This window comes from uncultured Psychroserpens sp. (assembly GCF_947492715.1).
In the GTDB taxonomy this organism is placed as follows: domain Bacteria; phylum Bacteroidota; class Bacteroidia; order Flavobacteriales; family Flavobacteriaceae; genus Psychroserpens.
The window spans coordinates 128,862-150,823 of the sequence record NZ_CANLNS010000005.1; the positions used below are offsets into that span (position 1 = coordinate 128,862).

The window sequence follows — 21,962 nt, forward strand, 5'->3', positions numbered from 1 at the left end:
TACTAATAGGGATTAATGAGTATAAAAGAAATTGATATACATTCTGCACTTAAACAGTACTTCGGTTTTACAAAATTTAAAGGACTTCAAGAAAGTGTAATAAAAAGCGTTGTTGCTGGTGAGGATGTATTCGTTATAATGCCTACAGGAGGAGGAAAATCATTGTGTTATCAACTTCCTGCGTTAATAAAAGATGGGACAGCAATTATTGTATCACCACTAATTGCGCTAATGAAAAACCAGGTGGATGCCATTAGAGGTGTTTCAAATGAAGAAGGTGTTGCCCATGTTTTAAATTCTTCACTTAATAAAACGGAAGTTAAACGCGTTAAAGAAGATATTACCAACGGCGTAACAAAACTACTATATGTAGCTCCAGAATCATTAACCAAAGAGGAACATGTTGAGTTTTTAAGAACTGTGACTATCTCTTTTATGGCTGTAGATGAAGCGCATTGTATTAGTGAATGGGGTCATGATTTTAGACCAGAGTACCGAAACCTGAGACACATTATTAAACGAATTGGTGATAATATCCCAATTATTGGATTAACCGCTACTGCGACACCTAAGGTTCAAGAAGATATTTTAAAGAGTTTGGATATTCAAGGTGCTACGACATTCAAAGCGTCTTTTAATAGACCTAATTTATACTATGAGATCCGACCTAAAACGAAAAATGTCGATGCAGATATTATTCGATTTGTAAAAAAGAACGAAGGAAAATCAGGTATTGTATATTGTTTAAGTAGGAAACGTGTTGAAGAGTTAGCACAGGTTCTACAAGTAAACGGAATAAAAGCTGTTCCTTACCATGCAGGACTAGATCCCAAAACTCGTGTAAAGCATCAAGACATGTTTTTAATGGAAGATTGTGATGTCGTTGTTGCTACCATTGCATTTGGAATGGGAATTGATAAACCCGATGTACGTTTTGTTATTCATCATGATATTCCTAAAAGTATTGAAAGTTATTATCAAGAAACAGGACGCGCTGGACGAGATGGAGGAGAAGGTCATTGCTTGGCATATTATGCATATAAGGATATAGAAAAACTTGAAAAATTCATGTCTGGAAAACCAGTAGCTGAACAAGAAATTGGTCATGCATTGTTGCAAGAAGTGGTGGCTTTTGCAGAGAGTTCAGTGTCTAGACGAAAGTTTATTCTACACTATTTTGGCGAAGAATTTGATAATGCGACAGGTGAAGGAGGAGATATGGATGATAATGTTCGTAATCCTAAAAAACAGAATGAAGCCAAAGATGAGGTGGTGACTTTGTTACAAACTGTAGAGAAAACAAATGAAAAATATAAGTCTAAAGATTTAGTACAAGTGTTGGTTGGTCAAACGAATGCATTAATTTCTTCTCACAAAACCGATGGACAACCCTTTTTTGGTGTTGGAAAAGCTAAAGATAAACGCTATTGGATGGCTTTGATTCGTCAAGTACTTGTAGCAGGATTGCTCAAAAAAGATATTGAAACATATGGAGTTTTACGTCTTCCTGAACTTGGAAAAGTCTTTTTAAAGTCTCCTCAATCCTTTATGATGGCTGAGGATCATGTTTTTGATGAAGGAACCGATGATGGCATCGTAACAGCTGCTAAAGGTGGTGGAGGTGTTGCAGATGAGGCACTTATGAAAATGCTTAAAGATTTACGTAAACAAAATGCTAAAAGACTAGGAGTTCCTCCTTTTGTTATTTTTCAAGATCCATCGCTGGAGGATATGGCATTGAAATATCCAATCACGTTAGATGAATTGAGTAATGTTCATGGTGTTGGAGATGGTAAGGCTAAAAAATACGGAAAAGATTTTGTGGCATTAATTGCCCAATATGTGGATGATAATGGTATTGATAGACCTGACGATTTTGTGGTTAAAAGTACAGGCTCTAATTCGGCAATCAAACTTTATATTATTCAAAATGTTGATAGAAAACTGCCATTAACAGACATCGCATCTTCTAAGGGTATGTCTATGCCAGATTTTGTTAAAGAAATGGAAGCTATTGTATTCTCTGGAACAAAGCTCAATATTAATTATTGGTTAGATGATATTTTAGATGAAGATCAACAAGAAGAAATCCATGAATATTTTATGGAGTCTGAAACCGACAAAATTGATGTTGCAATAGAAGAATTTGATGGTGATTATGACGATGAAGAACTGCGATTGTATCGTATCAAATTTATTAGCGAAGTGGCTAATTAAAATTCAAAACTAATAGAACGAGTGAGGCTAATTTCTAAAATTAAATGTTAAATATTTTTATTAGTTAGGAATCCTAACTATATTTACAAAGCAATAATGCAAAATCAAAAACAAAGAATCTTATGAGTAAATCAATTTTTTATCACGCTGGCTGTTCTGTTTGTGTGAGCGCAGAGCATGACATCGTAAATTTAGTAGGACAAGACAACGTAGAAATTGTCAATATTGGGGAAGATAGATCACGAATCCCAGAAGCCGAAGCAGCAGGTGTCGAATCAGTTCCGGCCTTAGTAACGCCAAACGGTCACGCTCTCCATATTAATTTTGGAGCCTCAATGGCAGACGTAAAAGGCTAATTTTTAATCAATATAGTTAGGACTCCTAATACAAAAGGAGTCTTGGCTATTCTAAATCAAAAGGAATAATGAAAACAATAAGTTTATCAATAGCAATAGTATTTATTTTAAGTACAACATGGTCTTGTGCGCAGGATAATCCATACAACAATGCAGATTTCAAGATTGAAGATGTTCGTGTGACTCATAACGCAGATTTAAGTTTAACTGTTTGCGAAATTGACGTAAATGGTAAGGCAGCACATACAACTCCAATAAAAGCTGGACAACTAGATGGTGCTCCAGTTTTAGGTTATGTATTTCCTACCTCCTTAAAACCTACAGATGTTGGTTTTAACCAAACCAATGGGATAGTAGCATTGGCTTTAACTTCGCATCCCGATTTTGATGACACCCCATTATGGGATGAAAATAATGACAAAATATATGATAACGACGGTATTGTGTGGCATCCGCATTGGGTTGTCTTGCACGAAGATAAAAGAGTGGCTGGTGGGCTCTCGGTTAAGCAGTTTAAGAAAGCAGATAAAACAGTTGTTTTGCCTCCAACAAATCCAGGAATGCCTATGTACATGGATTCTCCAGGTTATGCCGTAGTAGCAAATGCCAATACAATTAAAGTCATTGTACCAGATTATAGAATTAACAATCAAATCAATTTTAACTACGATGGTGTTACGGCTTTCATGAAAGTGAATACGAGCAATGATAATCTACCAATGTTAGGTGTATATGACGTGTTTAGTGTGGCTAGCGGAGATTTGTCATTACCTTATAAAGTGAAGAAATAATGAGAGTTTCAGTTTGGGATACTTATGTGAAACGCGATGATGGAAATGTAATGCATTTTGACATTCTCGTATCGAGCACGACAACTGATGAAGCTACAATTTTTAGCTTCGGAAATGACTATTTAAAAAGCAAATCCATTTATAATAAGATGTTATCGACAAAAGAATGTCGTTTGTGTCATATGGAACAAGCAACGGAAGACGTCGAAAAAGAAATTTTAAAAAAGGGCTATTTTATTATCGAAATGGAAAATTGTAATTAATTTAATTAGGATGACTAACTTTGTCCCGCAATTAAATGCGGGACTTTTTTATGAAAGACAACAGTATTTTTAATCCAGATCAGCAACAAAAAGACTTATCAAGTAAAATTGTTACAGGGCTTGAGCGCATTTCTGAAGTGTTTAAAATACTACTTTGGGAGAAATCAAAAGTAGTAGGTTTGAGTCCAATTCAAATTCAAATTCTAGTTTTTATATCCTTTCATAAGAGTGATTTGTGTAATGTAAGTCATTTAGCCAAAGAATTTAATGTGACTAAACCAACCATTAGTGATGCCATTAAAATTCTAAATAAAAAAGGCTTAGTTATTAAAGACTATTCTACAATAGATAGTCGCAGGTATAATATTCAATTATCACCTTCAGGAAAAGACATCATTGCTCAAGTTCATGATTTTGCAAATCCACTTAAAACGCAATTAGATCATTTTGAGCAATCTGATTTAGAAGGTTTATTTAGTACATTAAGTGAGCTTATTTATAAGTTGAATAGAATAGGACTATTAAGTGTTCAGCGTACCTGTTTTGGCTGTAAGTTTTATCAAAAACATACAACGTCAGATTATTGTAGTTTGCTTGAAAAAGAATTACTGAGTGAAGCGATTAGACTTGATTGTCCTGAGTTTGAAGAGAAGTAGCTAATTATGCTTTCTTATCGTTGTTAATTGCTGAAAATCTAATCTCATACTTTTTGCATTTCAACACTAATTCGTCTAGTTTCGAGTTAGTGATTTTTGCCGCATCATCTTCTTCAATTTGAAAATCAATTTTCGTAATACTTCGACCTTTTACGTCTGTTGGGTCAGATTCGAATTCAACCGAGTCTGATGCCAATGTTAATTCAAAATTTTCACCTCTTATTATTAATTGACCACCTTTTTTCGTTTTAACTTGAAAGTTCCCAACTATAACAGTTTGAAAAAAATAATAACCACCAAGTTCATTTAGCCCAGAATACATAACATTGTGTTCGGCAATAGCAAAAGGTTCATGCTCAATATCACTAGTAATAGCTTCAATAGTGTCTGAGGAAGATGCTGTATCTATTGGTTTTGAATTTCCGAGGGCAGATTTTAACTTAGTAAAAAAACTCATGGTATTGTTATTTTTGGCAAAGCTAATCTTATGATGTTCAAATTCCAAATCTAGGGTCTCACTTCTAACAGAGTTTGTTATCTTTGCACCTCAATTAAAATTAAATACCATGCAAGACGGTTTATACGCAAAATTTAATACAACAAAAGGCGAAATTTTAGTCGCTTTAGAATATCAAAAAACACCAGGAACTGTAGGTAACTTTGTTGCTCTAGCTGAAGGAAATTTAGAAAATACAGTGAAGCCTCAAGGAACACCATATTATGATGGATTGAAATTTCACAGGGTTATACCAGATTTTATGATTCAAGGTGGTTGCCCTCAAGGTACTGGAACTGGAAATCCAGGTTATAAATTTGATGATGAATTTTATCCAGATTTAAAGCATGACAGACCAGGTATATTGTCTATGGCTAATTCTGGTCCTGGAACAAACGGAAGCCAATTTTTCATTACACATGTAGAAACACCTTGGTTGGATAATAATCACACGGTTTTTGGAAAAGTAATTGAAGGTCAAGATATTGTTGATGCTATTGCACAGGGCGACCAAATAGATACATTGGAAATTGTAAGAGTAGGAGCAGAAGCTGAGAGTTTTAATGCTGTAGAGGCGTTTAGAGTGTTTGAAGGCGCTAGAGAAAAACGAGTTGCCGCAGAACGAGAGGCAGCAAGAGCAGAATTAGATAAGTTAGCTGCTGGCTTTGAGGAAACGAAAAGTGGCTTACGTTACCAAATTATCCAAAAAGGAGAAGGTAAAGCAGCTCAAGCGGGTAACATGGTTTCTGTACATTATAAAGGTCAGTTAGCAGATGGAACTGTATTTGATTCTTCTTACAAAAGAAACTCACCTTTAGATTTTCAAGTTGGAGTTGGTCAAGTTATTCCAGGATGGGATGAAGGTATTTGTTTACTTAATGTAGGAGATAAAGCACGTTTAGTTATTCCTAGTGATTTAGGTTATGGCGCGGCGGGGGCTGGTGGTGTAATTCCTCCAAATGCAACCCTAGTTTTTGATGTAGAATTAATGGATGTGAAATAGTATATTCACTCGATATAAAAAAAGCACCACAAATTGTGGTGCTTTTTTATTTTTCAAATTAGAATTTAATTGTTCTTATAAATTAAATCGACTAAAATCTCTGCCTTAGCTTTATTAAAGATAACTTTATAGGTAGAATTCTTAGTGTCGTTTTCTTTGATATAAAGATTGTCAACTTGCGTGAAATCGTTTTTTGAAATATAATCATCTAGGTCAACTTTGTCTGTGTCAATTTTAAATTTTGAAATTTTTCTATTGTTTTCACAAGTACAATCTGTTGATGTGATTTTTGGAATGTTAACACCTGTCCGCAATTCGATACTATCAATATTGTAGAGTTGGCAAGATTGCGTGTTATAAATATGTCTTCCAAAGAGATGTAAACCTCCATAGAGCATTGCTACGGCAATACCTAGAAGTACACTACCAAAAAGTAACTTTTTCATGGTTGGTTGATGTTGTTTAAAATAAAACGAAATGTCTTAATTATTATTATCAATTTTTGATTCTCACCATTGATTTTATAATTAATAGTTGGCTTTTCTGAACTTAAAATGTTAAATTCAATATATGATTAGTATAAAGGAAACAGTCTTTTATGATAAAATACTTAAAGAACTCAATTATGAATTTGGAGATGTTTTCATTTTTGACGGTTTCATTATATCTGAAATGAAGGAAGGTTTCACCATAAATTGGGATGAACATATGACTAACGTATCTGATGATGTTGCTCAGTTTTCTGGAAATAATGGTTCAGATTTGATTTATATCTCACATCGCATTCATTCTTATTCTATTATGCCGAGTGATTGGCTTAAATTCTATAAGCAGAGTTATACACTAAAAGGATACGGAATTGTAGGCTATACCAGAAGTAGTTTTTTACATGTCGTTATCGAAAATTTGTTTTTTCACAAAAAAATAAAACGATTTGCTAATTTAGAAACAGCTATACAGTGGGCAACAGATAAAGTATTATCAGAAGTTGATGACTAAAAAAAGCACTCTGTTTTTAAAAGAGTGCTTATGGCAATACCATATATGTTCGTCATCATTTTCGTTTGGCAACGAAGGTGCCATTAGGTTGAATGGCTTTTAATTCATTAATTGTTCCATCATCAGATTCAATAAATTCAATTTTAAAGCCTTCTAAGGTTTTGAACGAGAATTTATGTTTTGAAGTTGGAATTAATTCATATTCTGGTTGACCTTTGATAAATAAATAAAGGGCATCACCTTTGGTATAAACTTTAAAGCCTGTTCCAGAAATGTCATATTCACCAGTATAGATTTCTAGTGTTTTTGAATCTACATCAATCGTATTAGGCGTTCTCTTAAACACAACAGGATCAACCGTAGGTTCTATTTTTGCTTTGGCACCAGAAATATCGCCTGTATCGTTAATTTCAAACGTTAGTTTGAGTGATTGGCCATAATCTGTAGTATCTACTTTTCCATCTACAACATCAACAAGTTCAAAAGTGTCGTAATGATAGTGGTGCACATATAGCTTGTCTGTGTTTATTTGTGTGAAAAGTGAATCGTTTTTAAGAACAATTTCAAATTCTCCATAACCCTTGTTTGAGTAAGTCCCAGTATACTCTTGGTTAACATGAGAAGGTTTAGTGTTTTTAACGTTAGACGTTTCTGAATTTTCTTCCGCATCAGACTGCGCCTTTTTGTTTTTCTCTAGACCTTCCTCATAACGTCCTATCCAATCTGAACGTTCTTCGTTTAACATACGATCAGATATCGTATTTCTCACTAAAGATGGTACTGCTGAACCGTTTTGATTGGTTAACACAACGATACCTATTTTGTCACTAGGGAAGAAAGCTACATTGGCAGAAAACCCATTAATATTTCCACCATGTTCTACGCGATAATGTCCTTTGTATGATTGTAAAAACCAACCATAGCCATAGTTTGCAAAATGAATATCTGGAAATTTGTCATCAGGCGTATTGGCACCAACTACCATTTGAGAACTGAGAGCTTCGTTAATATAACTTTCTGGGATAATGTCTTCACCTTTATATTTTCCATCATTAATCCATGTAATTAACCATTTAGACATATCATTAACACTACTGTTAATGCTTCCTGCAGGAGACATGCCAGCAATATCGTAATAATCCATTTTGCTTATCACGTTTCCTTTTTTAAGTTCATAACCTAATGCCGCATTAGAACTCGACTTCATTTCGGCAATTGTAGCATTAGATCTGTTCATGTCTAATGGCACAAAAAAGTAATCCTTAATATTGTCCTCCCAACTTTTACCAGTAATTCTTTCGGCAATAACGCCTTGCGCTAAAAACCCAAAGTTATTGTAATACCATTGTTGTCTAATTCCCGTAAATGGCTCTTGATGTTTAATTCGTGCTAAAAGACTGTCTTTGTCGTGCGTAGGGAAATAGTACCATGAACCGTCATGTCTAGGCAAACCAGTACTATGCCTCATAAGGTCTTTAATGATAATGTTGTTGTTCATATCATTATTATAAAATTCTAATTCAGGAATATGCGTTCTAGGGTTATCATCAAATGAGAGCTTTTCGTCTGCCCTTAATAGGCCTAAGATTGATGATGTAAATGCCTTTGTAGATGAACCAATCGCAAAAAGCGTATTGGCATCAACAGGGATTTTATTTTCATAATCTCTATACCCAAATCCTTTGGCATATACGATTTTATCCCCTTCAACGACGGCAACAGCAAATCCTGGTGCATTGGTAGCTTCTAAAATTTTGTTTAACTCCTTTTCAACACCCTTCAAACGTTTATCCTGTGCTGAAATTGAAGAAACAAAAAACAGACTTAAAATGAGTAAAGCTAATTTTTTCATAATTATGATTTATTGTTAGAATAGATATAGTGTTAGTAGCTAAGTTGCAAGATAAGTTACTTTTATTTTAAGATTTTTACAATTCGTCCATTAAATGTTACAATTCGGTTATTTCATTTTTCAAAAGGGTAGTTCGTATAGGATATTTGCTCTATCAAACAACACTGAAAGATTTTTCAGATAAAACAAACCATTATGAACACAGCAGTTAAAATATTAATATTTCTTTTATTTAGCCAGGTGCTTTCGGCTCAGACCAATTTTGAAAAAGGAATGCAAAAAGCGTTTGCACTTTGGCAAGACAATAAGACCGACGAAGCAGAAAATATGTTTGAGCGTATTTCAAAAGCAGAGTCAGATCAATGGTTACCGCATTATTATATTGCACAAATAAATAGTTTAAAAAGTTGGTCAGAAAAAGACGAGAACATTTTAAAAGCACAATTAGATAAAGCGCAAGAACATATTAATAGCGCTATAGCAATTAGTAAGGATAATCCAGAAATTTTAGTGATGCAAGCACAAGTACTAACTAATTGGGTGGCTTTTGATGGAATGACGTATGGAATGAAATACGGCGGAAAAATAGCCGAACTTTATAATCAGGCCTATAAGTTAAATCCTAAAAACCCGAGAGTCGTTTTTGGTAAGGCCGAATGGGGTATGGGAAGTGCTAAATACTTTGGCCAAGATACAAAACCCTATTGCGCAGAAATGGAAAAATCCATTGAACTTTTCACTAACTTTAAACCAGAAAGTGATTTACACCCAAATTGGGGAAAAGAACGTGCAGAACAAGTAATTAAATCTTGTAAAGAGTAAGCATTATGAGAAAATCAATTAAAAATATCATTCTAACCTTTGTCATTGGATGCGTTGTATTTGTTATCGGACAAGCATTATCTGACGGTTTTAATTACAAAACAGTTAATGCGTTTTTAATTGATTTCGGATTTTACCAATTGTACGCTTTTGTATTAGGATATTCTAACATGGCTTTCTTTGATTATATGGAAGGTCGCTCTTGGAAAAAGGGAGATACCATAAAGCGCATATTAGTTGGAGTTATTGGGTCGACGGTAATTACGTTAATAGCATTGTTTCTTCTAAGAACATTTATAAGTGTCGTCATATACGGCGTATCATTTAGTGCATTTATTGAACGAGAAACGTGGGAAGGATATGCTTTTGGACTTTGGATTACGTTAAGTATTGTTTCTATATTTCATGTGATATTTTTCTATAATAGATACCAGAAAAATAAAATCAAAGAACAGAAAGTAATTGCAGGAGCAGCAAGCGCAAAATTCGATGCTTTAAAAAATCAATTGGATCCACATTTTCTTTTCAACAGTTTAAATGTATTAACGAGTTTAATAGAAGAGAACCCCAAAAATGCTCAAAAGTTTACAACGTCATTATCTAAAGTATATCGTTATGTCTTAGAGCAGAAAAACAAAGACCTAATAACAGTAGATGAAGAATTAGATTTTGCTAGAACCTATATGTCGCTTTTGAAAATGCGCTTTGAAGATAGTATTGTCTTTGAAATACCAAATAAAGCAACAAACCCAGAAAGTAAAGTTGTACCGTTATCACTTCAGTTATTATTAGAAAATGCTGTAAAGCATAATATGGTAACTAGCAGTAGACCTTTACATATTAAAATATTTGAAGATCAAGGCATGCTTGTCGTGCAAAATAATCTTCAACCCAAACAAATTGTAAAAAAGAGCAGTGGTGTTGGCTTAGAAAATATCAAACAACGCTATAAATTATTATCAAATAAAAAAGTATCAATCAATCAAGAAGCAAAACGTTTTGCAGTCGCAATACCAATGCTCACAAAACAAGTAACAATCATGAAAGCAATAGAACCAAAGTCAAAATTTGACGACAGATATGTAAGAGCGCGAAAACGCGTCGAAGAACTTAAAGAATTTTATTACAGCTTGCTGTCTTACTGCATCGTAATTCCATTTTTAGCCTTTGTTAATTATTATACATCATGGCATTACCAATGGTTTTGGTGGCCAATGTTGGGGTGGGGAATAGGACTAACATTTCATGCCTTTAAAGTATTCGTTAATGATGGTGTTTTTGGAAGAAATTGGGAACGTAAGAAAATAGAGGAGTTTATGAAAGATGAAGAAGATAACCATTGGAGTTAAAAAGAAAAGATTATGAAAAATTACAATCAACCTAAGGAAGGTAAATATTTAAGAGCTAAGAGTAAAGTAGACAGAATACGTGGTTTTTATGGACATTTACTAGCTTACTTAATCGTAAACACTTTTATAACAATAATGAAGGTTACCAGAAATTTAAATAATGGCGAATCTTTTAGTGAATCATTTTTTGAGTTTCCCACGTTTGCGCTTTGGTTTATTTGGGGTGTAGGCTTAGGCATTCATGCTTTTGCAACTTTTGGAATCGACTATATTTTAGGTAAAAACTGGGAAGATAAGCGTATACAGAAGTATATGGACGAGGAAGAAGAGAAATTTAATTTTTAAGACTATGGAAAATTACAATATAGAGCCTTATGATGAGTTGGAAGCACAAAATAGATTTGTGAAAGAAGAAGCATATTTAAGAGCCAAAAAGAGATTAGATAAGGTTATAGGTTTTTACTGGCATTTGGCCATATACATCATAGTAAATATTTTTTTAATCATACTCATAGGTACCAATACCGATGAAGGCTTTTGGTTCTTTGGAACTTTTGCCACGCCATTATTTTGGGGTATAGGTTTGTTATTCCATTTCTTAGGAGTCTTTGGTCCAAATTTTATATTTGGTAAAAACTGGGAGAAAAGGAAAATACAAGAGTATATGGAAAAAGATAGAGAGAAGTTTAATCGCTACGAATAACATTTAATAAACTACCACAAAATAAGTATGAGAGTTATCATTATTGAAGACGAAAAACCATCAGCAAGACGTTTAAAACGTATGCTTGCAGAAGTACAAATTGAAACCGATATTATGTTACATTCTGTAGAGGAATCTATTGATTGGTTTCAAAATAATGAGCATCCTGATTTGATATTTTTAGATATTCAACTTAGTGATGGCTTATCGTTCGAAATCTTTGAAACGGTTGAAATTAAATCTGCTGTAATATTCACGACAGCTTATGATGAATACGCTTTGCAGGCTTTTAAACTCAATAGTATTGATTATCTGTTAAAGCCTATTGATGAAGATGATTTGGAGAAAGCTGTATCAAAATTTAAGGATCGTGCGCCCAAAAAACAGCAAGCAGTTACTCTAGATTTTAATGATATCAAAAAACTATTAGTTAATCCAATAGAGCGCGAATATAAGAAGCGTTTTTCGGTTAAGGTTGGTCAACATCTAAAATTGATTAATATTGATGATATTGAATGTTTTTATAGCGAAAACAAAGGAACTTATGCGTTTACATCGGAAGGCAGGAATTACCTCTTAGATACCACTTTAGAACAGTTGGAGGATGAATTAGAACCACATAAATTTTTTAGAATTAGTCGGAAATTTTATGTCAATGTTAATGCCATAGCTGATATGGTAAGTTATACCAATTCTAGACTTCAAATAAAACTAAATACATTTAAGGAGCAGGATGTTATTGTTGCAAGAGAGCGTGTTAAGGATTTTAAAGAATGGCTCTCTTAAAAGATATCGAAAATATCACCCAAAGAATCACCAAGATCTTCTAATATATCACCAGCACCAGAAAACAAACCACCACCTGTTTCTAAAAAGATGTCTAGAAGTAATAGTTCGGTAAGTGATGTACGCCAATAGTCGTCAGATTTTTTCTTAGATTCCTTCTTCCAATCTTTATATTGTTTTTCCTCTTCTTTTGGAGCAATTATAACTGGTTTGTTTGTTTCTGAAGCATTCAATAATCTATCGTAGGCTTCTCGTTTTTTGGGATTAGATAAAATATCGAAACCTTCAACAAGCTGATCAAAACGTGCACGTGCACCTGGAGCAGAATTTTTGTCGGGATGATACATAGCAATTTCTTGTCGGAATGCTTTTTTAATCGTTTCTAAATCGGCCAATTTGTCAATATGTAAGAGTTGATAGTAATTATGTAATTCCATGATTTGATTATTTTGAAAGATGACACTCCAACTGTGATTTGAACTGTTGACGATTATCCACAAACAAGAGTAACTTCGTATAAGGTTTTGGTTTTCCGTAGATAAATTGAAGGGTATGAGGTGTTTTGGTATAAATAACCATATTACTATGCTCTAGCTCACCAAATAGCGACAGTGTTTTTGTGCCCTTATTTTTATCAAAACTCGAGGCATCAGCAAATTCAATACGCTCAATAGCACTAAAAGGAATAATGGTTTCACTTAACATTCCAAATCGTAATACCAAATGATCATTACCAACAACAATTGGTCGTTTTGGCACAGATCTAATAATGCCAATTAATTGTAACGCAGAATAAAAACTTAAGATGGTCAATACCCAAGCAACCGTAGGGCTCCATGTTGTCATAAGCAAATGAACAGTTATCATTTCAATGCCTACTACAAAGATAATGGCAGTTAACGTAGACAAAATACCCGATCCTTTATAATTTGAAAACTCATTTGAAGCGAGTTTGATTTTTTTGAAATTAAAAAAGCCATAGTACAACAAAGCGATTTCGTTAGCAACAAGTTTTGCAACTGTCCTAGGAAATAAAGTTTTACAAGTATCTAAAAGTGCACTGTAAAAATCTTCTTCTTGGTTTACAGTGTTTTTATAAATTTTAATGGCCTTTCTAAGTTTAAAAATTACAACACTTAATACGCTTATTTCTATAATAGGAATCAACCAAATTTTTACAGTATTCAAAAGATCTTGGTTTTCTAGAGGAATAGTATATGAGGCTATAATAACACATGCAATTAAAAATGGAGCAATAGTGAAATTAGAAATGTTTTGTTTTCGTATTAATAAGAAATATATCACAGGAATTGTGATGATAAAATCAATAGTAATAAAGGCAGATAGCTGGTTTTGATTAGCCAAAAATGCACTAGAATTTAAAAGAATAACTAAGCCAAGTAGCAGTATTAAAGGAATTAAAAAGGCTATAGCATTTGGCTTTAAGAGTGTAGTTTTAGTCATATCTATCCACTTTTAATTATCATCTATAGGACGCAGTATAACGTAAATTGTTACGTTTTTTTGCACTTAAAACTTTAAAAATGGCTAATCAACTGAAATATTTGCCCTAAGATTCTTAAAGTTATAGATTTCATCAACAAAAATTTAGCTATGAAACTTAAATTCAGTCTATTACTCATTTTATGTAGCATCTGTTTATCAGGCTTTGCTCAAGATTGGAAAGTGTATCCCTATTCGCCAAGTGGTCAAATAGCGTTCCCATTAGATGAAGGACGTCATGCAACCGAACCTATAGAATGGTGGTATACGGCAGGGCATGTTGTAGGGGAAACAACAGGAAAGAGTTACAGTTTTATGTATACTTTTTTTCATTATCCGCAGTCGGGATTTGATGGGTTTAGAATTTTAAACATTACAGACGACCAAACTGGGACTTTCCTACAGGATGTTAAACCTCTTAATTATACCACACTGTCTACTACTGATTTTGATATTGAGGCCTCGGTGTTTTTGGCAGGTACAGAATCTTGGCGAAATAAAAAAGACATCAATAACCTTCCAATTCCATTTGAATATGAGCTATTTGCATTGACTTCAAACGCTGGTTTAGATATTGAATTTGAAACTTTAAAGCGACCATTAATTCTGGGTGATGATGGTTATTTAAATCAAGGAGAGAGCAATTATACATACTATTACTCCCAAACCATGAATGCTATAACAGGCTCAATTACGTTTAATGGTTTAACAGAAATGGTTACTGGAACAGGTTGGATAGATCGTCAATATGGAAATTTTAATCCTTTAACTGGAGAGAAATATGAATGGTTTAGTATGCAACTTTCTAATGGCATGGATTTAAATCTATGGAATATTTTTACACCAGATCGATTAATTCCAAACAATGATAAGTACAAAATTTTATCGGCTTATGTTGATGAGAATACACAGTATACTTCAGACGATTTTCAAATTGAACGTTTAGCGTTTAACTGTATGCCTGATGATGAGCGCTGTTATTCTAAACAATGGCGATTAACGTCATCTATGAATAATTTAGATTTGATTATTACAACCTTACACGATAATACCGAAGTACAATTACCGTTTCGTTTTTTTGAAGGTGCAACCTCTGTGTCTGGAACAGTAAATGGTGTCGCCGTTACTGGTATTGGCTTTGCAGAGTTGTTGCATAGTTATGAAGATCCAGAAGTTACAATTACGGCACCTGTAGGAGGAATTTATGATAGTGCTTTACCGATTACTTGGAGTCTAAATAATCCTGATGACGGCCGACCAATTTTTTATGATTTGGAATATAGTATCGATGACCAAAATAATTTTAATCCAATAGCATCCGGACTTACAAGTCCAATGTATTTATGGGAGAGTCCATCCATTTCCGATGGTGATGACCTTTGGTTTAAGATTACTGCATATTCTATTGATGGTGTGCTAAATAATAGTGTTGTTAGTTCATCTTCATCTTCGGCAACACTTTCTGTAAACCAAGTTTTTTCAAACAAAATTAAGGCCTATCCAAATCCTACTAAGAATGTTTTTAATGTAGAATTTGATACGCCTCAACAAGGTCATTATGCGATTGTAGATGTTAACGGACGTACAATTTTATCTTCTGACATAATAAGCACAAATCATATTGTTGTGTCAACAAAACTTTTGAAATCGGGAGTGTATTTCATGATTTTGGAAACAGAAGAAGGACAAGCAAACTTAAGAGTTGTGAAACAATAATTAATCTTCAATACGGTTGTCATCAAATGCTGATGGCAATAAATTTGGAATTAATTTCGCAAAAAGTGGCAATAAAATAGCGCCTCCAGGAAGTAAAAAAATAGCCAAACTAGGTACAGTTTTTAAAATATCTAAAAGCTGAGTCTGCATTTGCTTTTGTTCCTCTTTACTTAAATCGGAATGGGTTGATTTTGAAATGAGAAGCATCAACTCTTTACTTTGCTTCATCTCTTTTACCAAGCGTTTACTATTTCGTCTAATCAATTTATTTACCAATTGTGAAGAGTTTTCGTAGAAATTACCCATAGGATTGGTTTGCAAAAATAACATCACCTCCTTTTTATGTTTGTCATGAAATTTAGATACACACAGTATGGAATCTTGTACTTCTGAAATTTCTATTGACAATAGTTTGGCTAATTGCTTCAAAAATTGGTATTCAGATTTTTCTAGTATTTCATCGTCCCAAACAGACAAACACATGAGATCAATGAGATATTTCTTTTCATTAAAATTAATGTTGTAGTTGATATCATAGATGAGGTCTTCAATTTCAGTGCTGTCGTCTTCAAGAAAAGAGGTAGAGGATTCGAAAATATCAATAATCTCCTTATCATAATCTGTAATTTTACTTTTAGAATTTAGTGATTGATATAACGTTCCTACGATAATACTCTCTAAATTGGCCGCATAGGCTTTTGGATCAACTTGCTGAGATAAATATTGGTCAAATGAAAGCACATCTACAAATAACAAGGAATTAGTAATAGACTTATTAAAGTTTCTCATTAATATATTGTCATCTATCTGAATGCGATCATGAATAAGACGTTCTAACATAGAACTTTGACTTTTGCCAATAACTAGTTTGTCCCAAAGTGATAAATCTGAAACTTCAAGAGATTTATAAAATGATAATAAATCTTTTATAAAGGTTTTTGTAGAAAATGTAGCGTTATGAAAATGATAAATATGATAAAGGCCTGTGATGAGGTTGACTTTGGCTAGCTCGTCTTCCGAGTAGTTGTGAATTCGATCTATTTTATCTGTAATATCAACATTAACCCCATAGATAAATCCATAGTTTTTTAAACTACTATAGAGTTTTTTATAATTCTCAAATGGGATTCCCTTTTTAGATATTTGAGAACAAAATTTTTCAATCCAACCACTAGCAGATGGGTTCATTTCTTTGATTTTAAAGACAGCGTAAAGTTAGTTTTTTATTTGAACTCAATTTTAAAATTATACACCAATATCTTCATTCCACAATTCTGGTTTGTTATTTATGAATTTTGTCATCATTTCGATACAATCTTTATCGTTCATAACAATAACTTCAACACCTTTAGATCTTAATAAATCTTCTTCACCCATAAATGTTTGATGTTCTCCAATGACTACTTTTGGTATACCATATAGTAAAATTGTTCCTGTGCACATTGGGCAAGGTGATAATGTCGTATATAATGTGCTTTCTCTATAAATAGCAGCTTTTTGCCTTCCTGCATTTTCTAAAGCATCCATCTCACCATGTAAAATTACACTGCCTTCTTGAACCCGTCTATTATGTCCTTTACCTAAAATTTTATTGTTATGCACAATTACAGATCCTATTGGGATTCCACCTTCCTGTAGCCCTAATTTAGCTTCCTTAATAGCTTCTTCTAAAAATATATCTTTCATATCAAAATAGGTTCATTATGAAGGTTAATGTTTTACTTGGGCTCAAATAGTTTACTTATTTAGTAGTGTTAAAAAAATATTTATAAACTATAAACACTGTACCCTGAAGAATAGCATCTAAGATTCCTAGAACAATAGTTCTTTCTGTTGAGGTTTCATGATACAACAAATAATATAGTACCCAAAAAAAAGCAACTTGTGAGCAGGCCACTAGCAATCCTTGGACAATTAAGTTAAAGAAAAATCGATATATTTTTATTTTGTCATCCATAATTAAATTGAGGCTTTTTCGGTTCTATATGTACTCGATAATTTATAAAAGGTATTAGGACTTAAGTCTTCTTTTTTAAACTCATATTTGTCTGCTTCATTCAACTGGCAATTTTGACAAACAATAGTGTCTGGAATGTCTTCAAAACGCTCTGCAGAAACTATGGTCGAATTATCATTTGGACATCTCAACTCAATGTATTTATCAAAAAAACCGCGCTTTACAGCTGCGTCACAAAGTTTGCGAGCGATTCTAGAATTAACATTAAAAAAACTCCTGATATTCTCAGTATAAACTCTGTCTGGGTCAGTGTCTTCAATAATTCGTTTTTTTGCCGATAAAAAGCTCATATAATACGGTTTACTTATTGTACTTTAAGATGTCTAATATAACATTTATATTGCTATCGTTGGTTTTAGGATAAAGTGGAAATGCAATTGTGCCGTCTTTAGGTTCTATTCTAAATCGTTTAGAAAAATCACCATCGTTTAGAAAACAAAAATTGGTTTTAGTAATCTCTGATTTCATAATTTGCTCATATAATTTGGGGTACGCTTTTTTTAAGGTGTATGATTCATCCATGGTTACCTTAGAAGAAGACTTAGGTTTCTTCCAATCTGCCTGAAGCGCATCAATAATATCCTTATCCCACATATGTTTTATACCTTTATGTAAATCTACTGGAGAAAAATGTAATTTATTTTTGGTTTTGCAAATGTCAAGAAATTCTAGTTCGTCTAAAGTCCTTTGCGATTGAAGCAATTCTAATCCTTCAGGTAAATAAGGTGCAACATTACGTTCTAAAATAGTGAACTCAAAAATAGTTTCATCCTTCAGTTGGGTTATTTTTATAGGCCAAGGAAAACTGAAATCTAACTCTTGATAGGGTTGAATAACTTTAATATTATGATTCGATTTAATAATATAAAAATTTTCAGTACCAAGGCTAGTCGATTCAACTTTTGAGTAAAGAACATCAAATGATGTGCTTAAATCAATCTTGCTAGAAATCTTTTCGAAAATATGAACATGTTTTCGTGTAAATCCAAAGTTCGAATAACAATAATCATAAATATCTTCCTCAGGTGTCTGAGACAATATATCATCAATGAGTTCAGCTCTATTTTTGGCCTTTTCACCAAAATGAGACTTAACATTATTATATGGATATAATCTCAATACTCTATTGAGTAGCTCTTTTTTACTGTTCAAATTGTAAAAAATTAATAATTAATTATACAAAATACTATAGGGAAATTCAACGTACAAGTTAATAAAAAAAGCGCTAAACATTTGTTTAACGCTCTTTAAAAAGTCATTTCTTTTTCATTAAGATTGTGTTACCGTACTTAGTATATACCTAATACTAGAGTTGGTGCAAGATACTACAACTTGATTTCAAAGTAATTTTATTCTATAATGCCACCACAACTTACGCGGCTTCCAGCTGCACCCGACGGTTGCGATGTGAAATCGTCAACACCTTGATGTACAATAATGGCTTTTCCTATAATGTCTTTGGTTTCATCACCACAGCCAATGCACCACTCATCAGTAACCTTTGTAATGGTTGCATGACCTTTTTCGTTCGCCGTGAAATTTCCAATGTCTCCTTTATGATATCCTGAGTCGTTTCCCCATTTTCCATGTGGCTGTCCCGTAGGATTCCAATGACCTCCAGACGATTTTCCATCATCGGATGTACAGTCTGCTTTTTCATGAATATGAATAGCATGCTCACCTTCGGTCAATCCATCTAATACAGCAATCATAGTAACTACACCTTGATCTTGAGTAAATACTACATTTCCAGTAACATCACTATTACTTTTAGCTTCAAGCGAAAGTGTTACCTTCTTCTTATCCTTATAATAAGCTGGTTCGTCCTTTGCTGTTGGGCGTTTTGTTGTTTCTTCCTCTGGTGATGCCTCTACTTCAGTAGTTTCATTAGAGACGTCTTCTTTTTTATCTTTTTTACAAGAGAAGTTTAAGCATAAAGCCAAAATTGATATGTATAAAATAGAACGTTTCATTAAAAATTTGTTTTTAAGTGTTATTGAAGTTGAAAGATAGTCATTATTTGAAATGATATGAAATTTTTCAAATTATTTTCAGGATATGATATAAGTCATATTTTTTACAAACTAATGGACGTAATTTTGATTTATAATTGTTTAGGTATGTGCAATTCTTTAGTCAATAAGTATAATGTGGCAGGTCCACGTTATACGAGTTATCCAACAGTTCCGTATTGGGACAATCAATCGTTTTCATTAAAACAATGGAAATCGTCTTTATCTGTATCTTTTGATGAGAGTAACAATTCAGAAGGTATTAGTCTTTATATTCATTTACCTTATTGTGAGAGTATGTGTACGTTTTGTGGCTGTAATAAGCGCATTACAAAGCAGCATGATGTTGAGTTACCTTACATAAAAACGGTTTTGAAAGAATGGAGTCTATATTGCGAGCTTTTAAATGGTCGCCCAAAGATTAAGGAACTTCACCTAGGAGGTGGGACACCTACATTTTTTTCTCCTGAAAATTTAAGTGTATTGATAAAAGGGATCCTACGAAAGGCAGCGCTTGCCGAGCATTTTGAATTTAGTTTCGAAGGTCATCCCAATAATACAACGCATCAGCACCTTCAAACATTATTCGATTTAGGATTTTCCCGTGTGAGTTTCGGTGTTCAGGATTATAACAAGACAGTTCAAAAGGCTATTCATCGCGTGCAACCTTTCGAAAATGTGAAACAAGCAACGCGTTCAGCAAGAGCCATAGGTTATACATCTATTGGTCATGATATTATTTTTGGTCTCCCATTTCAGAATGAAGAGCATGTTGCTAAAACAATTGAACTCACAAAAGAACTGATGCCAGATCGCATAGCGTTTTATAGCTATGCTCACGTACCTTGGCTTAAAGGAAATGGGCAACGAGGTTTTAAGGAAGACGACTTGCCTTCGGGAACCTCTAAGCGTAAACAGTACGAATTAGGCAAAAGGTTGTTGAGTGAAGCGGGTTATCATGAAATTGGAATGGACCATTTTGCGTTAAAAACCGATTCATTATTTAAAGCCATGCAAGAACAGAAATTACATCGGAATTTTATGGGATATACGGCTTCTAAGACACAAGCCATGATAGGTTTAGGTGTGTCTTCTATAAGTGATAGTTGGTATGGTTTTTCTCAAAACGTAAAAGGCATTGAAGCGTACTGTCATTTAGTAGACCAAAATATTATTCCGGTATATAGAGGCCATATTTTAAATGATGAAGACCTTGTTGTACGACAGCATATACTCAATCTCATGTGTAATTTTGAAACAAGTTGGACAGAAAACACAGGGCATTTAGAAATGCTAAAACACAGTGTATTCAAATTACGGGAAATGGAGGTTGACGGACTTGTAGAACTCCATAATAATAGCATTAAAGTGACACCCAAAGGGAGACCTTATGTTAGAAACATATGCATGGCGTTTGACGTATTACTCCAAAGAAAACAACCCGAAACTAGGTTGTTCTCAATGACTATTTAAATAAAGGTAAACTTATTCAAACGGTTTGAATAGGTTAAAAAAAATATAGATATAAACAAAAAAATGTATCAAATGGATAAGATAATTGTACCCATAGATTTTTCTGAGTATTCTGAGTATGCTTTAGAAACAGCAGCTATTCTTGCAAAGCGAAATAATGCTGAAATTTTAGCATTGCATATGCTTGAAATAGAACGTGGTCGTGTAACCGATTCTAATAATGAACACAATGAAAAAATGGTGTTCTTTTTGAAATTAGCCGAGCAAAAATTCGACGAGTTTTTAGCTAAGGAATTCCTTGATGGTGTAAATGTCACACCTATTGTAAAACACTTTAAAGTATTTAGTGAGGTTGCTGAAGTTGCTGAAGATCACAGTGCAGATATGATTGTAATGGGATCTCATGGAGCCAGCGGTTTGTCTGAAATATTTGTAGGTTCAAACACTGAAAAAGTAGTACGTCACTCTGAAATTCCAGTATTGGTCGTTAAGCAAAAACCGTCAAAATTAAACTTTGATACTGTCACATTTGCCAGTGATTTTTCTACAGAAATGGTAGAGCCTTATGTGAAAGCACGTCAATTGTTTAACAATCTCAAATTGATACATGTTAATGTGCCAGGTGAAGGGTTTAGTAGTTCAATGGAAATGGAGTCTAAGGTGGCCGATTTTCTTCAAAAGGCCGATGGAAATTTAGATAAATTAAATGATGTGCATTACACTTCAGATTATACAGTAGAGAAAGGGATTTTAAATGCTTCAAATCTATTGGGAGCCGATTTAATAGCTGTTCCAACGCATGGAAGAAAAGGTTTGGCTCATTTTTTTACAGGCAGCGTTTCTGAAGATGTTGCCAATCATGCATCACTTCCAGTAATCACTTTTAAAATTTAGTTTTAGTTCGTTTTAGTTAGTTATTAGAGCATTTACTAAAACAAAAAAAGCTTG

The 21,962-nt window shown here is 33.4% G+C and carries 25 protein-coding genes; 15 read left to right on the plus strand and 10 right to left on the minus strand.

Annotated features, from left to right (window positions below):
* The first annotated feature begins 15 nt into the window (after positions 1-15).
* The 5 genes from Q0787_RS13115 to Q0787_RS13135 all read left to right on the plus strand — a co-directional run bounded on the left by Q0787_RS13115 (position 16) and on the right by Q0787_RS13135 (position 4,283).
* The gene (locus tag Q0787_RS13115) at positions 16-2,217 is read left to right on the plus strand and encodes an ATP-dependent DNA helicase RecQ (RefSeq protein ID WP_298903256.1); all 2,202 of its coding nucleotides are present in this window, start codon (positions 16-18) and stop codon (positions 2,215-2,217) included.
* Between the two features lie 122 nt (positions 2,218-2,339).
* On the plus strand, positions 2,340-2,573 hold the full coding sequence (locus tag Q0787_RS13120) for a thioredoxin family protein (protein ID WP_298903257.1): 234 nt from the start codon (positions 2,340-2,342) through the stop codon (positions 2,571-2,573).
* Positions 2,574-2,641: 68 nt separating this feature from the next.
* Positions 2,642-3,364, plus strand: coding sequence for a hypothetical protein (locus Q0787_RS13125; RefSeq protein ID WP_298903258.1), 723 nt, complete (start codon positions 2,642-2,644; stop codon positions 3,362-3,364).
* Positions 3,364-3,627, plus strand: coding sequence for a DUF2024 family protein (locus tag Q0787_RS13130; RefSeq protein WP_298903259.1), 264 nt, complete (start codon positions 3,364-3,366; stop codon positions 3,625-3,627). Before Q0787_RS13125 ends, Q0787_RS13130 begins: the two co-directional genes overlap by 1 nt.
* Positions 3,628-3,677: 50 nt before the next feature.
* Positions 3,678-4,283, plus strand: a complete 606-nt coding sequence (locus Q0787_RS13135; protein WP_298903260.1) for a MarR family winged helix-turn-helix transcriptional regulator — start codon at positions 3,678-3,680, stop codon at positions 4,281-4,283.
* A gap of 4 nt (positions 4,284-4,287) precedes the next feature.
* Here the strand turns inward: Q0787_RS13135 and Q0787_RS13140 are convergent, their stop codons facing one another.
* The gene (locus tag Q0787_RS13140) at positions 4,288-4,740 is read right to left on the minus strand and encodes a hypothetical protein (RefSeq protein ID WP_298903261.1); all 453 of its coding nucleotides are present in this window, start codon (positions 4,738-4,740) and stop codon (positions 4,288-4,290) included.
* 109 nt (positions 4,741-4,849) lie between these two features.
* Between Q0787_RS13140 and Q0787_RS13145 the strand changes: the two genes are divergently transcribed.
* A complete protein-coding gene (locus tag Q0787_RS13145) occupies positions 4,850-5,782 on the plus strand; it encodes a peptidylprolyl isomerase (RefSeq protein WP_298903262.1) in 933 nt (310 codons plus the stop codon).
* A gap of 65 nt (positions 5,783-5,847) precedes the next feature.
* On the opposite strand, the gene Q0787_RS13150 is transcribed toward Q0787_RS13145, so the two are convergent.
* A complete protein-coding gene (locus tag Q0787_RS13150) occupies positions 5,848-6,228 on the minus strand; it encodes a hypothetical protein (RefSeq protein WP_298903263.1) in 381 nt (126 codons plus the stop codon).
* Between the two features lie 124 nt (positions 6,229-6,352).
* On the opposite strand from Q0787_RS13150, the gene Q0787_RS13155 reads away from it, so the two are divergent.
* Positions 6,353-6,781 (plus strand): hypothetical protein, encoded by a 429-nt coding sequence (locus Q0787_RS13155; protein WP_298903264.1) that lies wholly within the window; start codon positions 6,353-6,355, stop codon positions 6,779-6,781.
* 55 nt (positions 6,782-6,836) lie between these two features.
* Here Q0787_RS13155 and Q0787_RS13160 read toward each other — a convergent pair whose 3' ends face one another.
* On the minus strand, positions 6,837-8,633 hold the full coding sequence (locus Q0787_RS13160) for a serine hydrolase (protein WP_298903265.1): 1,797 nt from the start codon (positions 8,631-8,633) through the stop codon (positions 6,837-6,839).
* 195 nt (positions 8,634-8,828) lie between these two features.
* On the opposite strand from Q0787_RS13160, the gene Q0787_RS13165 reads away from it, so the two are divergent.
* Genes Q0787_RS13165 through Q0787_RS13185 form a run of 5 tightly spaced genes read left to right on the plus strand, consistent with a single transcriptional unit; the run spans position 8,829 to position 12,293 of the window.
* Complete coding sequence (locus tag Q0787_RS13165; protein WP_298903266.1) at positions 8,829-9,455, plus strand: hypothetical protein; 627 nt, start codon at positions 8,829-8,831, stop codon at positions 9,453-9,455.
* Between the two features lie 5 nt (positions 9,456-9,460).
* Positions 9,461-10,804 carry a 2TM domain-containing protein gene (locus tag Q0787_RS13170; RefSeq protein ID WP_298903268.1) on the plus strand — a complete coding sequence of 448 codons (1,344 nt, stop codon included), beginning with the start codon at positions 9,461-9,463 and terminating at the stop codon, positions 10,802-10,804.
* Positions 10,805-10,816: 12 nt separating this feature from the next.
* Positions 10,817-11,149 (plus strand): 2TM domain-containing protein, encoded by a 333-nt coding sequence (locus tag Q0787_RS13175; protein ID WP_298903269.1) that lies wholly within the window; start codon positions 10,817-10,819, stop codon positions 11,147-11,149.
* A 4-nt stretch (positions 11,150-11,153) separates the two neighbouring features.
* Positions 11,154-11,507 carry a 2TM domain-containing protein gene (locus Q0787_RS13180; RefSeq protein WP_298903271.1) on the plus strand — a complete coding sequence of 118 codons (354 nt, stop codon included), beginning with the start codon at positions 11,154-11,156 and terminating at the stop codon, positions 11,505-11,507.
* 27 nt (positions 11,508-11,534) lie between these two features.
* A complete protein-coding gene (locus Q0787_RS13185; protein ID WP_298903272.1) occupies positions 11,535-12,293 on the plus strand; it encodes a LytTR family DNA-binding domain-containing protein in 759 nt (252 codons plus the stop codon).
* On the opposite strand, the gene Q0787_RS13190 is transcribed toward Q0787_RS13185, so the two are convergent.
* Both Q0787_RS13190 and Q0787_RS13195 read right to left on the minus strand, forming a co-directional pair.
* Positions 12,290-12,730, minus strand: coding sequence for a J domain-containing protein (locus Q0787_RS13190; RefSeq protein WP_298903275.1), 441 nt, complete (start codon positions 12,728-12,730; stop codon positions 12,290-12,292). The two genes, Q0787_RS13185 and Q0787_RS13190, sit on opposite strands and share 4 nt — an antisense overlap.
* A 7-nt stretch (positions 12,731-12,737) precedes the next feature.
* On the minus strand, positions 12,738-13,757 hold the full coding sequence (locus tag Q0787_RS13195) for a hypothetical protein (RefSeq protein WP_298903276.1): 1,020 nt from the start codon (positions 13,755-13,757) through the stop codon (positions 12,738-12,740).
* 150 nt (positions 13,758-13,907) lie between these two features.
* Between Q0787_RS13195 and Q0787_RS13200 the strand changes: the two genes are divergently transcribed.
* The gene (locus tag Q0787_RS13200; RefSeq protein WP_298903277.1) at positions 13,908-15,512 is read left to right on the plus strand and encodes a lipocalin-like domain-containing protein; all 1,605 of its coding nucleotides are present in this window, start codon (positions 13,908-13,910) and stop codon (positions 15,510-15,512) included.
* On the opposite strand, the gene Q0787_RS13205 is transcribed toward Q0787_RS13200, so the two are convergent.
* The 5 genes from Q0787_RS13205 to Q0787_RS13225 all read right to left on the minus strand — a co-directional run bounded on the left by Q0787_RS13205 (position 15,513) and on the right by Q0787_RS13225 (position 19,502).
* Positions 15,513-16,700, minus strand: coding sequence for an LETM1-related biofilm-associated protein (locus Q0787_RS13205; RefSeq protein ID WP_298903279.1), 1,188 nt, complete (start codon positions 16,698-16,700; stop codon positions 15,513-15,515).
* A gap of 57 nt (positions 16,701-16,757) precedes the next feature.
* Positions 16,758-17,198 carry a nucleoside deaminase gene (locus Q0787_RS13210; protein WP_298903280.1) on the minus strand — a complete coding sequence of 147 codons (441 nt, stop codon included), beginning with the start codon at positions 17,196-17,198 and terminating at the stop codon, positions 16,758-16,760.
* Between the two features lie 273 nt (positions 17,199-17,471).
* Entirely contained in the window at positions 17,472-17,819 is a 348-nt protein-coding gene (locus tag Q0787_RS13215; RefSeq protein ID WP_298903282.1) for a hypothetical protein, read from the minus strand.
* A 10-nt stretch (positions 17,820-17,829) separates the two neighbouring features.
* Positions 17,830-18,681 carry a hypothetical protein gene (locus tag Q0787_RS13220; protein ID WP_298903284.1) on the minus strand — a complete coding sequence of 284 codons (852 nt, stop codon included), beginning with the start codon at positions 18,679-18,681 and terminating at the stop codon, positions 17,830-17,832.
* A gap of 197 nt (positions 18,682-18,878) precedes the next feature.
* Positions 18,879-19,502: a superoxide dismutase family protein gene (locus Q0787_RS13225; protein ID WP_298903286.1), complete on the minus strand. Its 624-nt coding sequence runs from the start codon at positions 19,500-19,502 to the stop codon at positions 18,879-18,881.
* A gap of 147 nt (positions 19,503-19,649) precedes the next feature.
* Here Q0787_RS13225 and hemN point away from each other — a divergent pair, with 147 nt between their 5' ends.
* Positions 19,650-21,014, plus strand: coding sequence for an oxygen-independent coproporphyrinogen III oxidase (hemN, locus tag Q0787_RS13230; RefSeq protein ID WP_298903287.1), 1,365 nt, complete (start codon positions 19,650-19,652; stop codon positions 21,012-21,014).
* 72 nt (positions 21,015-21,086) lie between these two features.
* On the plus strand, positions 21,087-21,908 hold the full coding sequence (locus Q0787_RS13235) for a universal stress protein (protein WP_298903288.1): 822 nt from the start codon (positions 21,087-21,089) through the stop codon (positions 21,906-21,908).
* Positions 21,909-21,962 lie beyond the last annotated feature (54 nt).

What these genes read in the sequence shown, in the direction of transcription:
- Q0787_RS13235 (WP_298903288.1), top strand. Translation starts at nt 21,087, where the DNA reads ATGGATAAGATAATTGTACCCATAGATTTTTCTGAGTATTCTGAGTAT.
- Q0787_RS13175 (WP_298903269.1), top strand. Translation starts at nt 10,817, where the DNA reads ATGAAAAATTACAATCAACCTAAGGAAGGTAAATATTTAAGAGCTAAG.
- Q0787_RS13140 (WP_298903261.1), bottom strand. Translation starts at nt 4,740, where the DNA reads ATGAGTTTTTTTACTAAGTTAAAATCTGCCCTCGGAAATTCAAAACCA.
- Q0787_RS13145 (WP_298903262.1), top strand. Translation starts at nt 4,850, where the DNA reads ATGCAAGACGGTTTATACGCAAAATTTAATACAACAAAAGGCGAAATT.
- Q0787_RS13165 (WP_298903266.1), top strand. Translation starts at nt 8,829, where the DNA reads ATGAACACAGCAGTTAAAATATTAATATTTCTTTTATTTAGCCAGGTG.
- Q0787_RS13115 (WP_298903256.1), top strand. Translation starts at nt 16, where the DNA reads ATGAGTATAAAAGAAATTGATATACATTCTGCACTTAAACAGTACTTC.
- Q0787_RS13120 (WP_298903257.1), top strand. Translation starts at nt 2,340, where the DNA reads ATGAGTAAATCAATTTTTTATCACGCTGGCTGTTCTGTTTGTGTGAGC.
- Q0787_RS13205 (WP_298903279.1), bottom strand. Translation starts at nt 16,700, where the DNA reads ATGAACCCATCTGCTAGTGGTTGGATTGAAAAATTTTGTTCTCAAATA.
- Q0787_RS13160 (WP_298903265.1), bottom strand. Translation starts at nt 8,633, where the DNA reads ATGAAAAAATTAGCTTTACTCATTTTAAGTCTGTTTTTTGTTTCTTCA.
- Q0787_RS13170 (WP_298903268.1), top strand. Translation starts at nt 9,461, where the DNA reads ATGAGAAAATCAATTAAAAATATCATTCTAACCTTTGTCATTGGATGC.
- Q0787_RS13125 (WP_298903258.1), top strand. Translation starts at nt 2,642, where the DNA reads ATGAAAACAATAAGTTTATCAATAGCAATAGTATTTATTTTAAGTACA.
- Q0787_RS13215 (WP_298903282.1), bottom strand. Translation starts at nt 17,819, where the DNA reads ATGAGCTTTTTATCGGCAAAAAAACGAATTATTGAAGACACTGACCCA.
- Q0787_RS13135 (WP_298903260.1), top strand. Translation starts at nt 3,678, where the DNA reads ATGAAAGACAACAGTATTTTTAATCCAGATCAGCAACAAAAAGACTTA.
- Q0787_RS13210 (WP_298903280.1), bottom strand. Translation starts at nt 17,198, where the DNA reads ATGAAAGATATATTTTTAGAAGAAGCTATTAAGGAAGCTAAATTAGGG.
- Q0787_RS13200 (WP_298903277.1), top strand. Translation starts at nt 13,908, where the DNA reads ATGAAACTTAAATTCAGTCTATTACTCATTTTATGTAGCATCTGTTTA.
- Q0787_RS13185 (WP_298903272.1), top strand. Translation starts at nt 11,535, where the DNA reads ATGAGAGTTATCATTATTGAAGACGAAAAACCATCAGCAAGACGTTTA.
- Q0787_RS13155 (WP_298903264.1), top strand. Translation starts at nt 6,353, where the DNA reads ATGATTAGTATAAAGGAAACAGTCTTTTATGATAAAATACTTAAAGAA.
- Q0787_RS13225 (WP_298903286.1), bottom strand. Translation starts at nt 19,502, where the DNA reads ATGAAACGTTCTATTTTATACATATCAATTTTGGCTTTATGCTTAAAC.
- Q0787_RS13195 (WP_298903276.1), bottom strand. Translation starts at nt 13,757, where the DNA reads ATGACTAAAACTACACTCTTAAAGCCAAATGCTATAGCCTTTTTAATT.
- Q0787_RS13180 (WP_298903271.1), top strand. Translation starts at nt 11,154, where the DNA reads ATGGAAAATTACAATATAGAGCCTTATGATGAGTTGGAAGCACAAAAT.
- hemN (WP_298903287.1), top strand. Translation starts at nt 19,650, where the DNA reads ATGTGCAATTCTTTAGTCAATAAGTATAATGTGGCAGGTCCACGTTAT.
- Q0787_RS13130 (WP_298903259.1), top strand. Translation starts at nt 3,364, where the DNA reads ATGAGAGTTTCAGTTTGGGATACTTATGTGAAACGCGATGATGGAAAT.
- Q0787_RS13150 (WP_298903263.1), bottom strand. Translation starts at nt 6,228, where the DNA reads ATGAAAAAGTTACTTTTTGGTAGTGTACTTCTAGGTATTGCCGTAGCA.
- Q0787_RS13190 (WP_298903275.1), bottom strand. Translation starts at nt 12,730, where the DNA reads ATGGAATTACATAATTACTATCAACTCTTACATATTGACAAATTGGCC.